Source organism: Pedobacter zeae, assembly GCF_014196715.1.
Taxonomy (GTDB): Bacteria; Bacteroidota; Bacteroidia; order Sphingobacteriales; family Sphingobacteriaceae; genus Pedobacter; species Pedobacter zeae.
This window is the reverse complement of record NZ_JACIEF010000001.1, coordinates 905,737-922,198: the sequence shown is the minus strand read 5'-3', so window position 1 is coordinate 922,198 and position 16,462 is coordinate 905,737. Positions and strand designations below refer to the sequence as shown.

Annotated in this window: 19 protein-coding genes; 10 read left to right on the top strand and 9 right to left on the bottom strand. The window is 38.3% G+C overall.

Going from position 1 to position 16,462, the window contains the following annotated elements; translation table 11 throughout:
- Positions 1–37: 37 nt before the first annotated feature.
- Positions 38–823, top strand: a complete 786-nt coding sequence (locus tag GGQ60_RS03805; RefSeq protein ID WP_183760048.1) for a murein L,D-transpeptidase catalytic domain family protein — start codon at positions 38–40, stop codon at positions 821–823.
- Here GGQ60_RS03805 and GGQ60_RS03800 read toward each other — a convergent pair.
- On the bottom strand, positions 820–1,272 hold the full coding sequence (locus GGQ60_RS03800; RefSeq protein ID WP_183760047.1) for a hypothetical protein: 453 nt from the start codon (positions 1,270–1,272) through the stop codon (positions 820–822). The two genes, GGQ60_RS03805 and GGQ60_RS03800, sit on opposite strands and share 4 nt — an antisense overlap.
- A gap of 203 nt (positions 1,273–1,475) precedes the next feature.
- On the opposite strand from GGQ60_RS03800, the gene GGQ60_RS03795 reads away from it, so the two are divergent.
- Positions 1,476–3,335 (top strand): DNA topoisomerase 3, encoded by a 1,860-nt coding sequence (locus GGQ60_RS03795; protein WP_183760046.1) that lies wholly within the window; start codon positions 1,476–1,478, stop codon positions 3,333–3,335.
- Positions 3,336–3,379: 44 nt separating this feature from the next.
- Here GGQ60_RS03795 and GGQ60_RS03790 read toward each other — a convergent pair whose 3' ends face one another.
- The 4 genes from GGQ60_RS03790 to GGQ60_RS03775 form a co-directional block, all read right to left on the bottom strand.
- The gene (locus tag GGQ60_RS03790) at positions 3,380–5,299 is read right to left on the bottom strand and encodes an AAA domain-containing protein (RefSeq protein WP_183760045.1); all 1,920 of its coding nucleotides are present in this window, start codon (positions 5,297–5,299) and stop codon (positions 3,380–3,382) included.
- Positions 5,300–5,348: 49 nt separating this feature from the next.
- Positions 5,349–5,732, bottom strand: a complete 384-nt coding sequence (locus GGQ60_RS03785) for a DUF3037 domain-containing protein (protein ID WP_183760044.1) — start codon at positions 5,730–5,732, stop codon at positions 5,349–5,351.
- The gene (locus GGQ60_RS03780; protein WP_183760043.1) at positions 5,710–6,501 is read right to left on the bottom strand and encodes a HipA family kinase; all 792 of its coding nucleotides are present in this window, start codon (positions 6,499–6,501) and stop codon (positions 5,710–5,712) included. The genes GGQ60_RS03785 and GGQ60_RS03780 overlap by 23 nt, the downstream gene beginning before the upstream one ends.
- A gap of 266 nt (positions 6,502–6,767) precedes the next feature.
- On the bottom strand, positions 6,768–6,956 hold the full coding sequence (locus GGQ60_RS03775) for a hypothetical protein (RefSeq protein WP_183760042.1): 189 nt from the start codon (positions 6,954–6,956) through the stop codon (positions 6,768–6,770).
- Between the two features lie 109 nt (positions 6,957–7,065).
- Between GGQ60_RS03775 and GGQ60_RS03770 the strand changes: the two genes are divergently transcribed.
- Both GGQ60_RS03770 and GGQ60_RS03765 read left to right on the top strand, forming a co-directional pair.
- Positions 7,066–7,446, top strand: coding sequence for a hypothetical protein (locus tag GGQ60_RS03770; protein WP_183760041.1), 381 nt, complete (start codon positions 7,066–7,068; stop codon positions 7,444–7,446).
- A gap of 44 nt (positions 7,447–7,490) precedes the next feature.
- Positions 7,491–7,694: a KTSC domain-containing protein gene (locus GGQ60_RS03765; RefSeq protein WP_183760040.1), complete on the top strand. Its 204-nt coding sequence runs from the start codon at positions 7,491–7,493 to the stop codon at positions 7,692–7,694.
- A gap of 286 nt (positions 7,695–7,980) precedes the next feature.
- Here the strand turns inward: GGQ60_RS03765 and idi are convergent, their stop codons facing one another.
- The 4 genes from idi to GGQ60_RS03745 form a co-directional block, all read right to left on the bottom strand.
- Positions 7,981–8,523 (bottom strand): isopentenyl-diphosphate Delta-isomerase, encoded by a 543-nt coding sequence (gene idi, locus GGQ60_RS03760; RefSeq protein ID WP_183760039.1) that lies wholly within the window; start codon positions 8,521–8,523, stop codon positions 7,981–7,983.
- Positions 8,524–9,360, bottom strand: coding sequence for a phytoene/squalene synthase family protein (locus tag GGQ60_RS03755; RefSeq protein ID WP_183760038.1), 837 nt, complete (start codon positions 9,358–9,360; stop codon positions 8,524–8,526). It lies immediately after the preceding gene.
- The gene (locus GGQ60_RS03750; protein WP_183760037.1) at positions 9,344–10,249 is read right to left on the bottom strand and encodes a MerR family transcriptional regulator; all 906 of its coding nucleotides are present in this window, start codon (positions 10,247–10,249) and stop codon (positions 9,344–9,346) included. The genes GGQ60_RS03755 and GGQ60_RS03750 overlap by 17 nt, the downstream gene beginning before the upstream one ends.
- A gap of 161 nt (positions 10,250–10,410) precedes the next feature.
- Positions 10,411–10,686 carry a hypothetical protein gene (locus tag GGQ60_RS03745; RefSeq protein WP_183760036.1) on the bottom strand — a complete coding sequence of 92 codons (276 nt, stop codon included), beginning with the start codon at positions 10,684–10,686 and terminating at the stop codon, positions 10,411–10,413.
- A gap of 281 nt (positions 10,687–10,967) precedes the next feature.
- Between GGQ60_RS03745 and GGQ60_RS03740 the strand changes: the two genes are divergently transcribed.
- The 6 genes from GGQ60_RS03740 (at position 10,968) to GGQ60_RS03715 (ending at position 16,415) form a co-directional block, all read left to right on the top strand.
- Complete coding sequence (locus tag GGQ60_RS03740; protein WP_183760035.1) at positions 10,968–11,708, top strand: LytR/AlgR family response regulator transcription factor; 741 nt, start codon at positions 10,968–10,970, stop codon at positions 11,706–11,708.
- A gap of 92 nt (positions 11,709–11,800) precedes the next feature.
- Positions 11,801–12,883, top strand: coding sequence for a sensor histidine kinase (locus GGQ60_RS03735; RefSeq protein WP_183760034.1), 1,083 nt, complete (start codon positions 11,801–11,803; stop codon positions 12,881–12,883).
- A gap of 163 nt (positions 12,884–13,046) precedes the next feature.
- The gene (locus GGQ60_RS03730) at positions 13,047–13,805 is read left to right on the top strand and encodes a LytR/AlgR family response regulator transcription factor (RefSeq protein WP_183760033.1); all 759 of its coding nucleotides are present in this window, start codon (positions 13,047–13,049) and stop codon (positions 13,803–13,805) included.
- A 127-nt stretch (positions 13,806–13,932) separates the two neighbouring features.
- Positions 13,933–14,286, top strand: coding sequence for a response regulator (locus tag GGQ60_RS03725; RefSeq protein WP_229685107.1), 354 nt, complete (start codon positions 13,933–13,935; stop codon positions 14,284–14,286).
- Positions 14,287–14,294: 8 nt separating this feature from the next.
- Positions 14,295–14,921, top strand: coding sequence for a hypothetical protein (locus tag GGQ60_RS03720; RefSeq protein ID WP_183760031.1), 627 nt, complete (start codon positions 14,295–14,297; stop codon positions 14,919–14,921).
- A 120-nt stretch (positions 14,922–15,041) separates the two neighbouring features.
- Positions 15,042–16,415 (top strand): exonuclease domain-containing protein, encoded by a 1,374-nt coding sequence (locus tag GGQ60_RS03715; protein WP_183760030.1) that lies wholly within the window; start codon positions 15,042–15,044, stop codon positions 16,413–16,415.
- Positions 16,416–16,462 lie beyond the last annotated feature (47 nt).

Genomic DNA, 16,462 nt, shown 5'->3' with positions numbered 1-16,462 from the left:
CGTATAAATAACTCAATATTAAGCCAAAGTATACTGAATGAAGAAATACATCCTGGGCATTGCTACGTTTTTTTTGGTGGGTATAAGCATTGTCGGAACAAGCTGGAAAGCTACGGAGCTTCCACGTACACAACAAGAAGCAGTTAAGGCCATTGCTGCAGACAGCCTGTATAACCGATACATTTCAACCATTTATCGTCAGGTGCGTTTAGATTCTGCCGGATTAAGTGAACAGGTTTTCGAAAAGGCATTAACCGGATTTTACAACATGAAATATTCTGGTTTACTCCATGCTAAATCCATTTTAACCATAGCCGATTTTGATCAGGAAAGCTGTAAAAAGCGGCTTTATATCATCGACCTGGCCAGTAAGAAACTATTAATGAACACCTGGGTGGCACATGGCCAGAACAGTGGTGGCGATAAACCTTCATCTTTTTCCAACACGATAAATTCCAATCAAAGTAGTTTAGGCTTCTATTTAACCGGCGAAATTTATAGCGGTAAACACGGCCGTTCGCTCAAATTGGATGGTATGGACCAGGGGTTTAACAGCAATGCCAGAGAAAGATCAATTGTGGTACATGGAGCAAGTTACGTAAGTCAGGAAACTATCGATCAGTTGGGCAGGCTGGGTAGAAGCCAGGGTTGTCCGGCAGTTTCTGCAAAACTGGTCGACCAGGTGATCAACAACATTTCAGACCGGACAGTGCTTTTTATCAATAATTCAGACCAGCAATACCACTCGGTATTTTTAAATGAAAGCCTGGCAGCCAGCGTTGTTTTAAACCAGGAACAGGTGTTCACTGCGCAGTTAGATTAATGCTGTTTGATATTCCTGGCGTTAAGGTTTTCAGGAAGAATCCTGATAAACAGGGCTTTACTCCCTGCCAACAAATCCCATACCCAGCGGTTGCTGTCTACACTTTTTTCACCGCAATCTACTACTTCGGCTCTTTTAAGCAGCTTTTTAACCACATTCCGAATCCATTTTATTGGCACGATACGGTTGAAAGATAAACCCAGGTAATCGCAATAAATATGCACCAGTATTTCTACTATTAACGAAGCATTAGAAATAGCAAGTGCCTGGCCAAAATGATGTTCATAGTCGGCTTTAATCGTATTTACCAAAAGCTCAGACCGCTCAGACCTCCTATCTGCTTTGCCCTTGAGGTAAGCCCAAAGTTGAGCATTACCATATACCCTGATTAATTGAGGCTCGAGCACTACTTTTATTTTATTTCCCGCCAATTCATAAATTTTATCCATTCATTGAAATAAATTGTAACCATTAGATGGATATATTACTGAATTGTTAATCAATTCGATATAAAAATTACCGATCCAAATGATGGACAAAATTTTCAGATAATTGTTTACCAAAAACGGGTATTAAATACATTGTGAGTAATTTTTTTTAATCTGTTGCCGATATTTTAATCATCTTTGGGGTTGAAAAGATAAGTCCATTCATGAAGATTGTAATTGCAGAAAAGCCCTCTGTTGGCCGTGAGCTTGCCAAAGTTTTCGGGGCAACCACCAGAAAAGATGGATACATTGAAGGTAAAGGATATTCTTTTACCTGGGCATTTGGGCATTTGTTACAATTGGCACCACCACAGGATTATGGCTTTATCGGCTGGCGGAAACAGCATTTACCCATGCTGCCCCAAAAATTTAAACTCGCGGTAAGAAAAATCAAAACCAAAGATGGTTTTGTGGAAGATCCGGCGGTGAGGAAACAGCTGGATACCATCAAAAAGCTTTTCGATGAGGCTACAGAAATTATTGTAGCAACAGATGCGGGACGTGAGGGCGAATTGATCTTTAGGTATATTTACTATTACCTCAAATGCAAAAAGCCTTTTAAACGCCTTTGGATCTCCTCACAAACCGACGAGGCGATAAAAGACGGCTTCAGAAACCTAAAACCGGGTACAGATTACGATACCTTGTTTAATTCGGCCCACTGTCGTTCAGAATCCGATTGGTTGGTAGGAATGAATGCTACACAGGCACTGAGTATTTCTGCCGGCAACAGAACTGTTCTTTCGTTGGGGCGGGTACAAACACCTACCCTGGCTATGATCTGTGCCCGTTTTTTGGAGATTAAAAATTTCGTTCCTCAAACTTACTATCAGATCAGCATCTTACTTTCCAAAGATGAACAGGTTTTTAAGGCCATATCAACCGCTAATTATAAAGAAAAGGAAGAAGCAGAAAAGTTATTTGTACTGGTTGAGGATGTAGCTTCGGGTTTCCCGGCCGGAGGCAATATTACGGCGGTTGAAGCTAAACCAAGAAAAGAACCTCCGCCGCTCCTGCATGATTTGAGTAGTTTGCAACAGGAAGCCAATAAGAAAAAAGGATACACTGCCGATCAAACACTTAGTATCCTACAAAACCTGTACGAGAGTAAATTGGTTTCTTATCCCCGTACCGGTTCGCGCTATATTGGCGACGATATTTTTGCCGGCGTTCCGGATCTGATTGCAAAATTTACCGGTCATCCTGATTTTGGAAAACAAGCACAGTTTCTGCAAACCGTTGCATTAAATAAACGAAGTGTTAATGCCAAAAAAGTAACCGATCACCATGCTATTTTACCTACCGGCGAACAGGCATATGGCTTAAGTGCGGATAAACAGGCGGTTTATGATATGGTTGTTGGTCGCATGATTGAAGCATTTCACCAGGAATGCTTAAAAGAGCTTACTAAAATCACCATACAATCGGGTGTTACCTTTGTAGCCAATGGAACAGTAATCCGATCTGCAGGTTGGCGAGCTGTTTTTAATGATCCCGAAGATGATAAAAAAGACGAAGATAATGCCGCACTACCGAAAATTGCGGTTGGCGAACAGTTGCCTATCACCGAAAAATCACTTCTGGAAAAGCAGACCAAACCAAAGCCTATGTATAACGAGGCATCACTGTTAAAAGCACTCGAAACCTGCGGGAAGGAGATTGAAGATGAAGAGCTGCGTTATGCAATGAAAGATAGCGGCCTAGGCACTCCGGCCACACGGGCGTCTATTATAGAAACGTTAATTACCAGAGAATATATCACAAGGGAAAAGAGAAATCTTGTACCTACTAATAAAGGTTTGGCTGTTTACGAAGTAGTAAAAGATAAAAAAATCGCGCAGGCCGAACTTACCGGACAATGGGAAAAAAGGTTGGAAGAAATTCGTTCCGGATCATCGGTAAAGGATTTTAAATCTGAAATTACAGAATATACTAAAACCATTACACACGAACTGTTAATTGCCGGTGCAAGTATATCAGGCAAACTTGAAGAGGAAAAGAAAGCTGAAAAGGTTGAACAATAAACACCTTTAATGACTTTCCTGCTGAGAACCACAATGCAACACCTTTATGGATATAAGTCTGTAAATTCCCAGGCACTGTGGTAAGCATTCAGTTGCTCTGTATACCGGATAAACTCAGCATAAAAACTGGATTTCGATAATGTAGCACTATCCCCGATCACAACCAGCTTTTTCCTGGCCCTGGTCATGGCTACATTCATTCTTCTCGTATCAGATAAAAAACCTATACTTCCATCGCCATTACTTCTGGTCAGGCTGATGTAAACCACCTCCCGTTCCTGTCCCTGAAAGCTATCAATGGTATTCACCGCGATTTTATTTCGATATGGAATTAAAATTTCATTTTCCTGAACCAAGTCATTTAAAATCTGAACCTGCTGTTTATATGGAGAAACAATAGCAACAGACGGAAAGCTTCCAGTTAAGGTTTGATCTGACAAACCTGTAACCAGATGAGTTAAATGTTTAATCAAAAACGCTGCTTCATCAGGGTTGGTAGTACTGGTGCCGTCTAATTTTTCATCGTAACTGCAACCTGCGGTATCGATAAACTGAATCGGTTGATCGCCGGTAAACAACAGATGATTTGCAACAGATTGATGGGCTTTTAATTCATTTTTATAAAATACCTGGGATGAATAGCCCATAATAGCTGCATTCATCCTGTATTGCTCAGTTAATAATACAACCGATTCCGGATGAAGATTTACCGCTTTTTCCAGTAATGTATTACTTAAGCCGTTTCTGGCCGCTTCAGTTGATTTTATGGTTGGAGAAAGTTGGAAATGATCCCCGGCTAATATTACTTTCTGTGCCTTTAAAATCGGTATCCAGCATGCTGGTTCCAAAGCTTGCCCTGCTTCGTCGATAACAATGGTATTGTATTTTAAGTTTCTGACAGTATAATGGTTCGCTCCTACCAAAGTAGCCGTAATAACCTGTGCTTTGGTAAACAGGTTATCCATAATGTACTGCTCGGTTCGCTCTACTTCTTTTCCAATTTTATGTGCTTCATCAAACAATGCCTTGCGTTGGTCGCGCTCCGCTTTGCCAAAACTCCGCTTATATTTGTGCGCCATGCTTTTATACTCACCTGCCTGTTTTTTTAAGGCTTTAACGGTTTTCATCTCCGGATGACCGGCCATCTGATGATCGAGCGTCGCTGCCATTAACTTTTCAGAAACCCTTGCCGGGTTACCTACACGGATTACTTTTAATCCCTCAGCAGCTAACTTCTCTGTGAGTAAATCAACAGCGGTATTACTGGGCGCAACAACCAATATTTTTTGATCATGATGTTTCGTCAGCGATTTTATGGCATGTACCAGCGTAGTGGTTTTTCCTGTTCCAGGAGGACCATGTACTACAGCCAAATGATCGGCAGCAATAATTTTATTCACGGCCAATTGCTGCGAGTCGTTCAGTGTATTGGGAATAATAAATTTTTCCTCCCCCTGAAATGAAGGCTTTTCTCCTTTTGTTAAAATACGGATCAGTTTATTTTCCGATTCGTTTTCGGCCAGATGTGCCGCCTGTTGAAGTGCACGCTGCATTTCATCATAACTGTTATTATCAAAAAGTAGATCTACCCCGAGTTTGCCATTTCCGGTCCAATCCGGTAATTCATCAACACGAAAGCTGATTTTCATCCTGTTCCCAGCCTGGTGTGTTATAATTCCTTCTAAACGGTTTTCTTTAGCATCGTGGTTGGAAAATAACACTACAGCAGAACCAAAACGGAACTGATGAGAAAAATCCTGATGGGTTGTTCTTTCCAGCTCCACAGTTAAATAATCACCACGGCCAACTTCTGTGCTCCTGATTGCAATCGGGTACCAGGTTAAACCCAAAGCCCTCCTATCTGCTGCAGAAGTATTTTCAGTAAGTTTTAAATAGGATTGTAAATCTTCTTCCCGCTCGGTGTTAAGCAGGTCCTGAAGCCTTTTAAAATATTCTTTTGACAAGGTTAGATGGTTAAATTATTGTATTGTTTGGATAACAGGAAACGGCTTATTACAAAACCAGTTCCCGGTGCAACCTTAATAAAGTTTCTTCGGCATCGTCACAAAAACCCGGGTGTACTTTTGAGCATTGTACCACGGTGCTCCTGGTTGCCGTAAGCCACCTGAAACGCGAGGCCTGGTCGTACAGGCCAATTGGGCCCGATCCTTCTGCCCCAACGCTGATCCGCTCGAATGCGGTTAGGTTCGCTTTCAGTTCCGAAACATCAATATCAGCAGAAAAAGCTTTGATCCTGTTTTCATCTAAAGCAAAAATACTTTTTAAAAACTTCTGCTTTGCACAAAACAAAATGATCCCCACATTGATAAATTCTTCGCGTTCTACCCTGGGCATCACGCGAATTACAGCATACTCAAATAAGAACTTCCCTTGCATGCTGTGCTTCTTTTAAAAAGATGTCTGAATGTGATAACCTTTCGGAAAGGAAATAAATATAAGCTTTACGATAATCTTCTTTGGTTTCGAAGGTTGTTTCACTTTCCAACCAATCATCCGGAATTAAATTGATTACCGCCGCTATTTTTTCGGGTGTGAGCATTTTAGTAAATTCATCATGAACGCTTTCAAGCTCAGTAGCCCATCGTAATAAAACATGGTCTTTCACTAAAAAGAAAGGCTTAATAGCCTGTTCCTGCCAGTTTTGCCAGGAATGATGAAAGTACAGGGATGCCCCATGATCAATCAACCAGAGCTCTTTATGCCAGATCAACATATTGGTATTGCGGCAGGTACGGTCCATATTGGTTAAAAAGCAATCTAACCACACAATCTGTGAAGCCAGCCGGGCATCAACCGTAGTTACCGTCGGATCGAAGGTAATGGCGCCCGAAAGGTAGTGTAATGCTAAATTTAAGCCAACGCTTGATTTTAACAAATCCTGGATTTCTTCATCAGGTTCAGTTCTTCCAAAAGCCTCATCAAGATTGGCAAAAACCAATTCTGGTACACGCAACCCCAGTATTCGGGCAATCTCACCCCCTATCAGCTCTGCAATCAGCGCCCGGGTGCCTTGGCCGGCACCCCTAAATTTAAGAACATACAGGAAATTATCGTCGGCCTCCGCAATGGCAGGCATCGATCCTCCTTCACGCAAAGGCGTAACATATCGGGTAACATTTACTGTTCTGAGTTGTAAATCGTTCATAGCTGCGGAATAAAATGCGCCGTTTATTCTTTGGGCACACCTCTAAACTTACCGCAAATCTACTAGAATTCCGGAAATAAATCAGTCAGACTTTAGTCGTAATGCTTAAAACAGCGACAATACTCAGTTAATTCATTTCGATTGAACCTTAGCGGAATAAAAAATCTGTGCGTTTAATTTAATACAGAAATTTTAACCGTTCATTCCCCATAATATCAGCAATTTATCTCCGAAAGGAATTAAACATGACTATTCATACCAGGCAATTAATCATGCCCTAAATAAGCATTTCCGGCGGGTGTCATTGCGGCCGACCATTGTACCGATTCGCGATTAATTTTAATCAGTCCCATACTTTCCAGTTCTTCATATTCTTCTTCCATTCCACCCAAAATTGACGAACTAACCTGTTGATTGATAACTTCCAACAGCGATATAATCTCTGATCTTTCCATAACAATATTGATTAGATAATGAACTAACATAAATATACTTAAAATGTTTCTCGCTTAATTAAACATTTTCAGGGCTTTAAGGTTGTACTTATACCCGGATCTGATTGTTATGGAAACACACATTTATTATCTATTTATAATGGCCCTGCCCGTTGCCTGTGCAGCCTGGACTGTTACCAAGGAAGAAATTTTTAAAGAAATACGGGAATTTTGCGTAGACCGTTCGAAAAATTGCAACAAACTCATTAAAAGGAAATTCTTTTATGTTTTTACCTGCGAATTTTGCTTTAGCCATTACGTTACCGCCATTTTATTGCTAGTTACCAAGTTTACTTTAATTTACCCCGGTTGGCGTGGTTACCTTATTGCATTTTTCTCCATCGTTTGGATGGCAAACGTATACATGAGCTTATACAACATCATCAGAATTGATCTCAAAAAAGAAAAAATAAAGGTGGCTAAAGAAGAATCGGAACTTAAAAACGATTAAACCATTGGCAATGCAGCTATTTAATTTTTATAAAGCATAGGGTTATGCCATCATCAGTAATTAAATATTTTAGTTATGAAAAAGCTACCGCTACATTGAAAATCGTATTTACGACTGATATGGTTTACCTCTACAAAAATGTTCCTGAAAAAGTTTATAAGCTATTAAAAGCCTCAGGATCAAAAGGAAGATATTTTAATGCCCACATAAGAGATCAATATAAATTCCAGAAACTGGATGAAGAATGATATAGCAATGCGCTGATTGATCGAAAAGAAAGTTCGCAAAAAGGTGTCTGCAGGAATACAACCGGATAAACGATCAAAAAGCCGATGATCGAATTTTTTTTAAAAAAAACCCTGTTTCAGTCTGGATTTATAAAACCCTATATATTAACATCTTAATTTCAAATCAGCATAAATCCATGCTGTAAACTATAATTTTAAAGTAAAAGAAATATTAAACCATTAGGAATTTCATAAACTAGTCTTATATTTGTCCCCGAGAGCGTTAATTTAGATACGGGTATACGGCTTAGGCTGTATGCCCGTTTTTTATTCTGGCAATTGATGGATGTGCTATAACTTTATCAAAACAGATTCTTAACCATGGCGTATAACGCTCAGGATTAATGGCTATATCATCTGCCAGTGCCACCAGATCCATATACTTAAAGGTTTCTACTTCATCATGGTTTATAACTGGTAATTCATCGCTCATACCAAAAAAAACATGGTCTACCTCATGTTCCGTTAAGCCATCCTCAAATACAGCCTTATACGTAAATTTAAATAGGTAATTCAGTTCGCACCTCATCCCCATTTCTTCTTCCAGCCTCCTGCTTGCGGCGTGGATATTACTTTCCCCGATACGGGGATGGCTGCAGCAGGTATTCGTCCATAAGCCTGCCGAATGATATTTGCCCAGTGCCCTCTGTTGCAATAACAGTTCGCATTTAGAGTTAAAAATAAAAACAGAAAAGGCACGGTGCAATACACCTTTCTCATGTGCTTCCATTTTGCCCATCTGCCCTTTGGGCACATCTTCCTCATCAACCAAAATAACCTGTTCTTCCATTTAAATTACATTTAACCTATTGCGGATAATGGAATCGAACATCAAACCAACTTTATGCGTATTCGAAATCCTTATCCGTTCTGTCATAATTTTTTCAGCACTTAAACGCTTAATCTTTGAGAATAATTTTTTATAATAGATGTACGACAAATATACACCATTCCGGGAAGCTGCAGGCAACAGCTTTATACCCTTCAGGGCGATAGCAAATTCAGTTTCAATTTCTTTTTCAATTTCTTTTTTTTGACGATCGCAGAATAGTGCCAAATTAACACTCGGGAAATAATTCCGGCCAAGTGTTTGATGATCGGCCCTCACATCCCTTAAAAAATTAACTTTCTGAAACGCAGAGCCTAATTTCATGGCGTAAGGCTTCAAATATTCGTAATCCACATCGCTATCCCGGGTAAAAACTTTTAAACACATCAGTCCCACCACTTCTGCAGAACCTAAAATGTATTCGTTGTAAAGCTCGGGGGTATAGTTTTGATCGGAAAGATCCATCTCCATGCTCCTGAGGAAAAGAACAATGAGCTCGTGATCGATCTGGTATTGATTTACAACCTTTTGGAACGAATTTAAAACCGGGTTTAAACTAATGCCCAGGTTAAGGGCTTCAAAAGTATCCTGTTTAAATTTATCCAATAAAAATTTCTTGTTATAATCATGGAAACTATCTACAATTTCATCAGCCAAACGCACAAACCCGTAAATAGCATATATAGGTTGACGTAGCTCTTTACCCAGAAAATAAATTCCATAAGAAAAGCTGGTACTGTACAACTTAGTGGTAAGCCGGCTACAACCGGCAGATAGTTGATCAAAAATTTCTTTCATGTAAAGCAGGATATTGTATTGTTTTTTCAAATTCAGCCAGTGATTTAAACCAGTTGATGTGATCGATATGAGTTAGTTTACCTATAACTTGACTATTTCCGGCAAGATGGATTTTAGTGGAAGAGCATATTTCAGACAACTGATCTATAAGCTTTTGTGCTGCAGCGGCCAACCTCGATTTTATCATAAAAAGTAAAACATGGCTTACTTTTAAAGTAGATAATACCCGCTTAACGGAATCCAGCGGAACCTTGCTACCTAAAAAAATAACCTGGTGGTGCTGCATCCTCAACATATAACTGGCCAAAAGCAGCCCGATATCGTGATCTTCGTCTTCCGGCAAAAAAAGAAGCCAGCTTTCACCGGATTGTCCTGCTGGTTGGAGATTATTGATATGTGTAAATATTTTTTGTCGGATGATATTGCATAAGAAATGCTCATGTGCAGGGCAAATATCGTCTTTTCGCCACATTAAACCTAAGCGAACCAACAATGGATATATAATTTTCCGGTAGCAGCCAGCAAGTCCCAGCGAATAAATGCCCTGATCGATTAATGCATTAAAAGAGCGCTCATCGAAAGCTAAACCATGACGGATGAGTTGCGAAATGTAATAGTCAGCTTGATCATCATCAGATGAATAAGAAAACTGTTGATCAAAAAGTTTTTCAATCCCTTCATCAGAAAGGCTGCAGATTTTGGAAATTTTAAAACCGCTTTTATTTAAGCTTACGATATTTAATAATTTTCTGAGCTGCTTATCATCATATAAACGCGTATTACCCTGCGATCGCATCGGGCTCAGGGCCTTATAGCGTTGTTCCCAGATCCTGATGGTATGAGAATGAATGCCCGAGAGCTGCTCAAGATCTGAAATAGAGTAAGTCATTTTTGTTTAAATATATCTAATAAAATCTAAACAAAATGAAGGCAAAAAAGTTTTTATTCAAACACTTTAATTGTAATTTCTGCTGCGCAGCAGCAACAACCTAGTATAGGTAATAAAGCAGGATAAATTTTGCTGCAGATGAGGAGGTATAAACGAATGGGCTAAAATTCCTTTTCAGTAAGCAATACTCCCCTTTCTCCATTACCGGTTTCTATAGTGTGCACATGCTTGTACGAATGGCTAAGAAGATCGTAACCATGTTCCCTTTCTTTAATAGAAACCGCACTTACCGGATAATTTAAGTTGGTTTGCATGCATTGTAAATTGCCATTTGCCAGTAGAAGAAAATCACAGTCGTAACCTTGTTCCTGCAATTCGATAACCTTTCTGGTTATAGATACATTTAATCTATTCATGGTGCGGATTTTATTTTTCATGGGGAATTGTTTTAGATCATTAAGGGTGAATATTAGTTTATTAAATTTATTGATAAACAATCATTATTCAAAGCACAATAAACTGCAATACAACCCATTAAATAATTTTATTTTTTTAATGATTAATTTCCGCACAGTTTTTTAATTAACCTGCTTCTTCCATAAAAAACATATGCGTATCATATTTACTACAAAATGCACTCAAACATCATTACAGGTTTAAAATAATTTCTTTATTTAAAAAGCAAGCTATAATTTCGCTTAACCTAAAACACATCCTGATGAAATTAACATGTATTGTAGTCGATGACGACATTTATGCCGTCAACGGTATAACTTCCTACATCAATAATCTTACAAATTTTCATTTAATAAAATCATATACAGATCCGTTACAGGCATTAAACGAAATTACTGCGGGAGGTAATGTCGATATCGTTTTCATTGACGTTGATATGCCTATGATTTCAGGATTGGAACTATCAAAAGCAATCAGGCATAAAACAGATAAATTGATCTTTACCACTTCACATTCTAAATATGCTTATGAAGCTTTTGAAATGAATGCAAGTGCCTACCTGTTAAAACCATATACCTTTGCCCGTTTTGCGGAGACCATAAACAGATTATTTCCCTTTAGCCCAGCATTACCTCACGTTAACATTAAGCAAGAGGACGATTATTTTTTCGTAAGAAATAAAAATGAAAAGAACAGCTTAATTAAGGTAAGGTATGCCGATATAGTTGTGATTGAAAGTTTACAGAACTACGTCAGGATTTTCACATTGAACGAAACGATTGTATCATACATTGCGTTATCTGAAATAAAAATCATTTTAAAGGACTATCAGAATTTTGTCCAGGCACACCGCTCATTTATTATCGCCAAAAACTACATTGAAAAAGTAGAAGGCAATACCTTAAAAATGATCAATGGCCTAACCATAAACATCGGCAATAGTTACCGTGAAAGCATTCAGGACTACATAAGAGAAAAAACAATTAAAACCAACCGGTCTTAAACTAATTTTTTAGTATTTTCGTTATCTAAACAAATAACCACCGGTGGTTTTATGGTTTAGCATATATAGCCGTTCCCCAATTAACAAGCCTCATGACTCTAACCGATAAAAAGAATAGTTTTAACAAAATTTTAAGCTGGCTTTTAGACAAAAGGCTTCATATTTTAGTTTGGGCAATATTCATCTTTTATGAGGCTATAATCGTTGGTATCTTTGTTGGCAGGTTTTCTACACCGGGCACCTATATTATTTTTTATAGTTTAAACATCGCTACATTTTATTTTCATGCACACGTGGTGATGTTTTTTGCCCTAAAAAAACCTAGCGAAAGGTGGTGGAAATTGCCTTTATTTATTTTACTCGAACTGGTTGTTTACATCCTGCTAACTGTTTGTTTAGATTATATTTTAATTCATTATACCGATTATAATGGTCCCATTAAACTGGTATTTAACGCAGCTTTCTTTGCTGCACCGATTTATCGTGCCATATACTTCATGTGTTTTGCAACCAGTTACTATTTTCTTCTTAATTTTCTGGAAGAGCGGAAGAAAGTTGAAAACCTTGAAAAACAACGGTTAAACAACATCATCCAGATAGCTAAATCAGAAAATGCTTTTTTGAAAGCACAAATACAGCCACATCTGTTATTCAATACCCTGGATTTTATTTATCAAAACGCTAAAGATACTTCTCCAGTGGCTGCTGAGGCTATCCATTCCCTGGCGGAGATGATGCGCTATTCTGTTGACAGCAATATGGATAAAGAATTCATTTTGCTCGATGAGGAGATTAACCAGGTAGAAAATCTTATGAACCTGCATCAGCTCCGGAAAGATCACCATATACAGCTCCGTTTCTGGTACGACGATGAAATACGCCAAATTAAAATCATTCCTTTAGTATTGATTACGCTGGTAGAGAATATGTTTAAACATGGCGAACTGCTTACAGCCTCCCATCCTGCCGAAGTGAGTTTAAGAGTTGAAAACAATCAACTTATGATAGAAACTTCAAACCTGATAAGGGCCGTTAAAGATAACTCCGGTTTAAGCTCAGGATTGGAAAATATAAAAAAGCGTTTAGCATACACTTACGGCAAAAATGCTGAATTCAATTACATTACTGATTCAGAACAATATTTTAGGGTTAGGCTGACCATTAAACTTAAATAAAAACCCCTGATTACTAATTTCATCTTAAAACTTCAAATTAAACAATAATTCCCCCAAAAAAAACCGGTTTTTCTTGCTGAATATTGAAAAATACGTTTCGAATGCGTTTTTTTCTTATTTTAATGGTCGAAATTGTAATTTGCACTAACTAAACCTATCGAAAATGTCAATAACTTGTATCGCTATTGATGATGAACCGCATTCTCTGGAGAGCCTAAAGGCATGTATAGAGAAACTGCCCGATTTAAAGCTTGTTCAGACTTTTACCGAACCACTCCAGGCTTTAGCAGAAATATCGGTATCAAATCCTGTTGACATTATTTTTATGGATGTCGAAATGCCTTCTCTTTCAGGGATCGAACTCGCAGGCCTCTTAAGGCAAAAAACCAAGCACCTCGTATTTACCACAGCGCACCCGAAGTACGCAATCGATGCCTTTAAGGTAGATGCCGATGCCTATTTGCTTAAGCCCTACTCCATTTTACATTTTACCAAAACGATAAACAACCTCTATCCGACCGGAAAAAAAACACAGCATCCTTTTTCCATCTTCGACGATCATTTCTTCTACATTCCCTTACAGGGAGAAAATGACGATTTGGTAAGAATAGACCTGAATGAATTGATTGCGATAGAAGAAATGGGTGAAAACATTAGGTTTAAAACTATAAAAAATGCTTTTCTAAGCGCAAAGTCTAATTTTATCAAGACTTTGGCCATGTTAAAAAAACATTCGGCATTCATCCAGATCAACCCTACCGTTGTGATCGCCAAACAACATATCAGGAGTGTACTTGGCAATAAAGTATTGCTTTCCAGCGAAACATCTTTTACGGTTTCAGGTATTTACACAGAGCTTTTCGAAAACTTTCTCAGGAACAATCTGCTGCAGGAAAAATCCCGTCCCGGCTTGATCATGTAGCCTTTAACAGGTTAACTCCGGCACTGCTAATCAATTTTTATTGCATCTTCAAAACATTACATCCCAAACTTTGTATTAAGATAATCTATTTATTTTTTATTTAATTGATTTGTCTGCTTTGAAAAGAGTGTTGGTTGTGGATGACGATCCGGATATATTAGAAGTTTTCCAAAGTGTATTAGAAACTGAATATTATAAAGTTTACCCGTTGCTATCGCCTCGGTATATTTTTAAAGCAATAAAAGAGTTTAGTCCCGATCTGATTATTCTAGACATTATGTTGAATGGAATGGATGGGCGTGCGGTGTTTAATAAATTAAGGCTAAATCCAGAAACAGAGGGTATCCCCGTTATCATGGCATCGGCCAGGTATGATGAAAATTATATTTTATCACAGCAATATCATCCGGATGATTATTTAGAAAAACCCTTTAATATTAGCCAGTTACTTCAAAAAGTAAACGCTTTAACCCAAAATTAAAATCAGATATGAAATTAAAATTACTAACGGCTCTTGCGTTGTTATGTACAACCTTATCGATCAAGGTAACGGCACAAGACAGGCCTGATAAGCTTTATTCAATGAGTGGAATCGGCTTTGCATTCCCAATGGGTAAAACCTCCGATTATTTTAAGCCTAAATTTTCTACTACATTAGGATTAAATTTAGGTTTGGGTGATGGAGGGCTGTTTTTATATCCCAAAGCAAGTTTACATGCCTTTACCTTTAACCAGATCACTCCCGATGCAGGTTACACCTATGTTTTACAGAAAGGCAGGGCAACCACTTACTTGTTAAATGTAGCATTAGGATACCGTAAATTTGTAAATAAATGGGCTTTTTATGGTTTTGCAGGTGCCGGTGGCGGCTTTATCCTTACGCCTCAGGTTATGGTAAACAGCACTACTTTGCAGGTTACACAGGATAACAAATCGAATGGTTTGGGCATTACTGAAGCAGGTGCAGGTATTGAGTACAATCTTGGTGGCGCAAATTTATTTGTAGAGGCAAGTTATATGTATGGTTTTGGTAAAATACAGAGCCGCACTTTCAATACCGTTCCTGTTACAATTGGCATAAAACCCAATTTGAGCAAGCTGCTTCGTAAGCTGTAACCGTATACAAAATCCAATAGCGGTTACGTTAAATAGGTAATACTTTTTGTGCTAAAGAAATCATCAAAATAATTTTTATACTAATTATTTTAGCATAGATTTGTATTTCCATACAAGTTAATGTTATACGCAGTAGTAGATATCGAAACCACCGGTGGTCATGCCTCAGCAAACGGCATTACAGAAGTTGCCATTAATATTCACGACGGTACCCAGATTGTCGAATCATACACTACACTGATCAATCCCGAACAGCCTGTACCCGTTTACATTACAGCGCTTACCGGTATTGATAATAACATGCTACAGGATGCGCCCGCTTTTAATGATGTTGCTTTACAGATTTATGAATTATTAAGCGATAAAATTTTTGTAGCCCATAATGTAAATTTCGATTATTCTTTTTTGAAACATCACCTGGCGGCTGCAGGATATGATTTACAATGCAAAAAACTGTGTACCGTACGATTAAGCAGAAAACTGATTCCTGGCAAACCTTCCTATAGTTTAGGAAAACTTTGTACCGCTTTGCAGATCCCGATTCAAAACAGGCACCGGGCAGCAGGTGATGCAGACGCAACAAGTATACTTTTCAACTTATTACAGGAACACGATAAAGAAGGCATAATAGCAGAAATGCTAAAGAAAACCTCGAAAGAACAGGTTTTACCACCACATTTAGATAAGCATTCTATTTTAAGATTACCCAATCAACCTGGTGTTTATTATTTTAAAGATCGTAAGGGAAAGATTGTTTATGTGGGCAAAGCCAAAAACCTTAAAAAACGTGTTACCAGTCATTTTACAGGAAATACCCCAAACCGGCAGCGGCAAGAGTTTTTACGCACCATCCACCATGTAGATTTTGTAATCTGCGGAACTGAGCTGATGGCCCTGATTTTAGAAGCAAATGAGATCAGGCGGCTTTGGCCGGAAAATAACAGGGCAATGAAGCGTTACGAACACAGGTACGACCTGTATGTTTTTGAAGACCAGAACGGTTATCTGCGCTTGGCTGTTGATAAGCATAAAAAGAACAATAACGCTATACAGAGTTTTAACAGCTTATTGGAAGGTTATAACTTTTTAACCCAATTAATTGATAAATACCAACTTTGTGCCAAGCTTTGTTATCTCCAAAAAACAGCAACAAAATGTTATGCACATGAAAACGGACAATGTTTTGGTGCATGCAGCGGAATAGAAACGGTTACTGTTTACAACAAAAAACTAAATGCCGCATTAAGCGATATCCAGAACCAACAACCCAGTTTTGCTTTGGTTGATCAGGGCAGAAAAGAAGAAGAGTTTAGCTGCCTGGTTGTTGAGAACGGAAAATTTTATGGAATGGGTTATTTTACAGATAAGAATTATCTTTTAAATGGTTTAGCACCGGTCAAGAACGATTTATCAGTTTATCAATCCAATAGCTATATCTTGAACCTGATTTTAAGTCATGCAGAACAATACCCACATAAATTATATAAATTGTAGGAATTGGATAAATTATCATTACAGGTATCTAAGGCCTGAAATGCTCC

Coding starts and splice junctions, on each gene's coding strand:
- GGQ60_RS03805 (WP_183760048.1), top strand. CDS start 38: ATGAAGAAATACATCCTGGGCATTGCTACGTTTTTTTTGGTGGGTATA.
- GGQ60_RS03800 (WP_183760047.1), bottom strand. CDS start 1,272: ATGGATAAAATTTATGAATTGGCGGGAAATAAAATAAAAGTAGTGCTC.
- GGQ60_RS03795 (WP_183760046.1), top strand. CDS start 1,476: ATGAAGATTGTAATTGCAGAAAAGCCCTCTGTTGGCCGTGAGCTTGCC.
- GGQ60_RS03785 (WP_183760044.1), bottom strand. CDS start 5,732: ATGCAAGGGAAGTTCTTATTTGAGTATGCTGTAATTCGCGTGATGCCC.
- GGQ60_RS03780 (WP_183760043.1), bottom strand. CDS start 6,501: ATGAACGATTTACAACTCAGAACAGTAAATGTTACCCGATATGTTACG.
- GGQ60_RS03775 (WP_183760042.1), bottom strand. CDS start 6,956: ATGGAAAGATCAGAGATTATATCGCTGTTGGAAGTTATCAATCAACAG.
- GGQ60_RS03770 (WP_183760041.1), top strand. CDS start 7,066: ATGGAAACACACATTTATTATCTATTTATAATGGCCCTGCCCGTTGCC.
- GGQ60_RS03765 (WP_183760040.1), top strand. CDS start 7,491: ATGCCATCATCAGTAATTAAATATTTTAGTTATGAAAAAGCTACCGCT.
- idi (WP_183760039.1), bottom strand. CDS start 8,523: ATGGAAGAACAGGTTATTTTGGTTGATGAGGAAGATGTGCCCAAAGGG.
- GGQ60_RS03755 (WP_183760038.1), bottom strand. CDS start 9,360: ATGAAAGAAATTTTTGATCAACTATCTGCCGGTTGTAGCCGGCTTACC.
- GGQ60_RS03750 (WP_183760037.1), bottom strand. CDS start 10,249: ATGACTTACTCTATTTCAGATCTTGAGCAGCTCTCGGGCATTCATTCT.
- GGQ60_RS03745 (WP_183760036.1), bottom strand. CDS start 10,686: ATGAAAAATAAAATCCGCACCATGAATAGATTAAATGTATCTATAACC.
- GGQ60_RS03740 (WP_183760035.1), top strand. CDS start 10,968: ATGAAATTAACATGTATTGTAGTCGATGACGACATTTATGCCGTCAAC.
- GGQ60_RS03735 (WP_183760034.1), top strand. CDS start 11,801: ATGACTCTAACCGATAAAAAGAATAGTTTTAACAAAATTTTAAGCTGG.
- GGQ60_RS03730 (WP_183760033.1), top strand. CDS start 13,047: ATGTCAATAACTTGTATCGCTATTGATGATGAACCGCATTCTCTGGAG.
- GGQ60_RS03720 (WP_183760031.1), top strand. CDS start 14,295: ATGAAATTAAAATTACTAACGGCTCTTGCGTTGTTATGTACAACCTTA.
- GGQ60_RS03715 (WP_183760030.1), top strand. CDS start 15,042: ATGTTATACGCAGTAGTAGATATCGAAACCACCGGTGGTCATGCCTCA.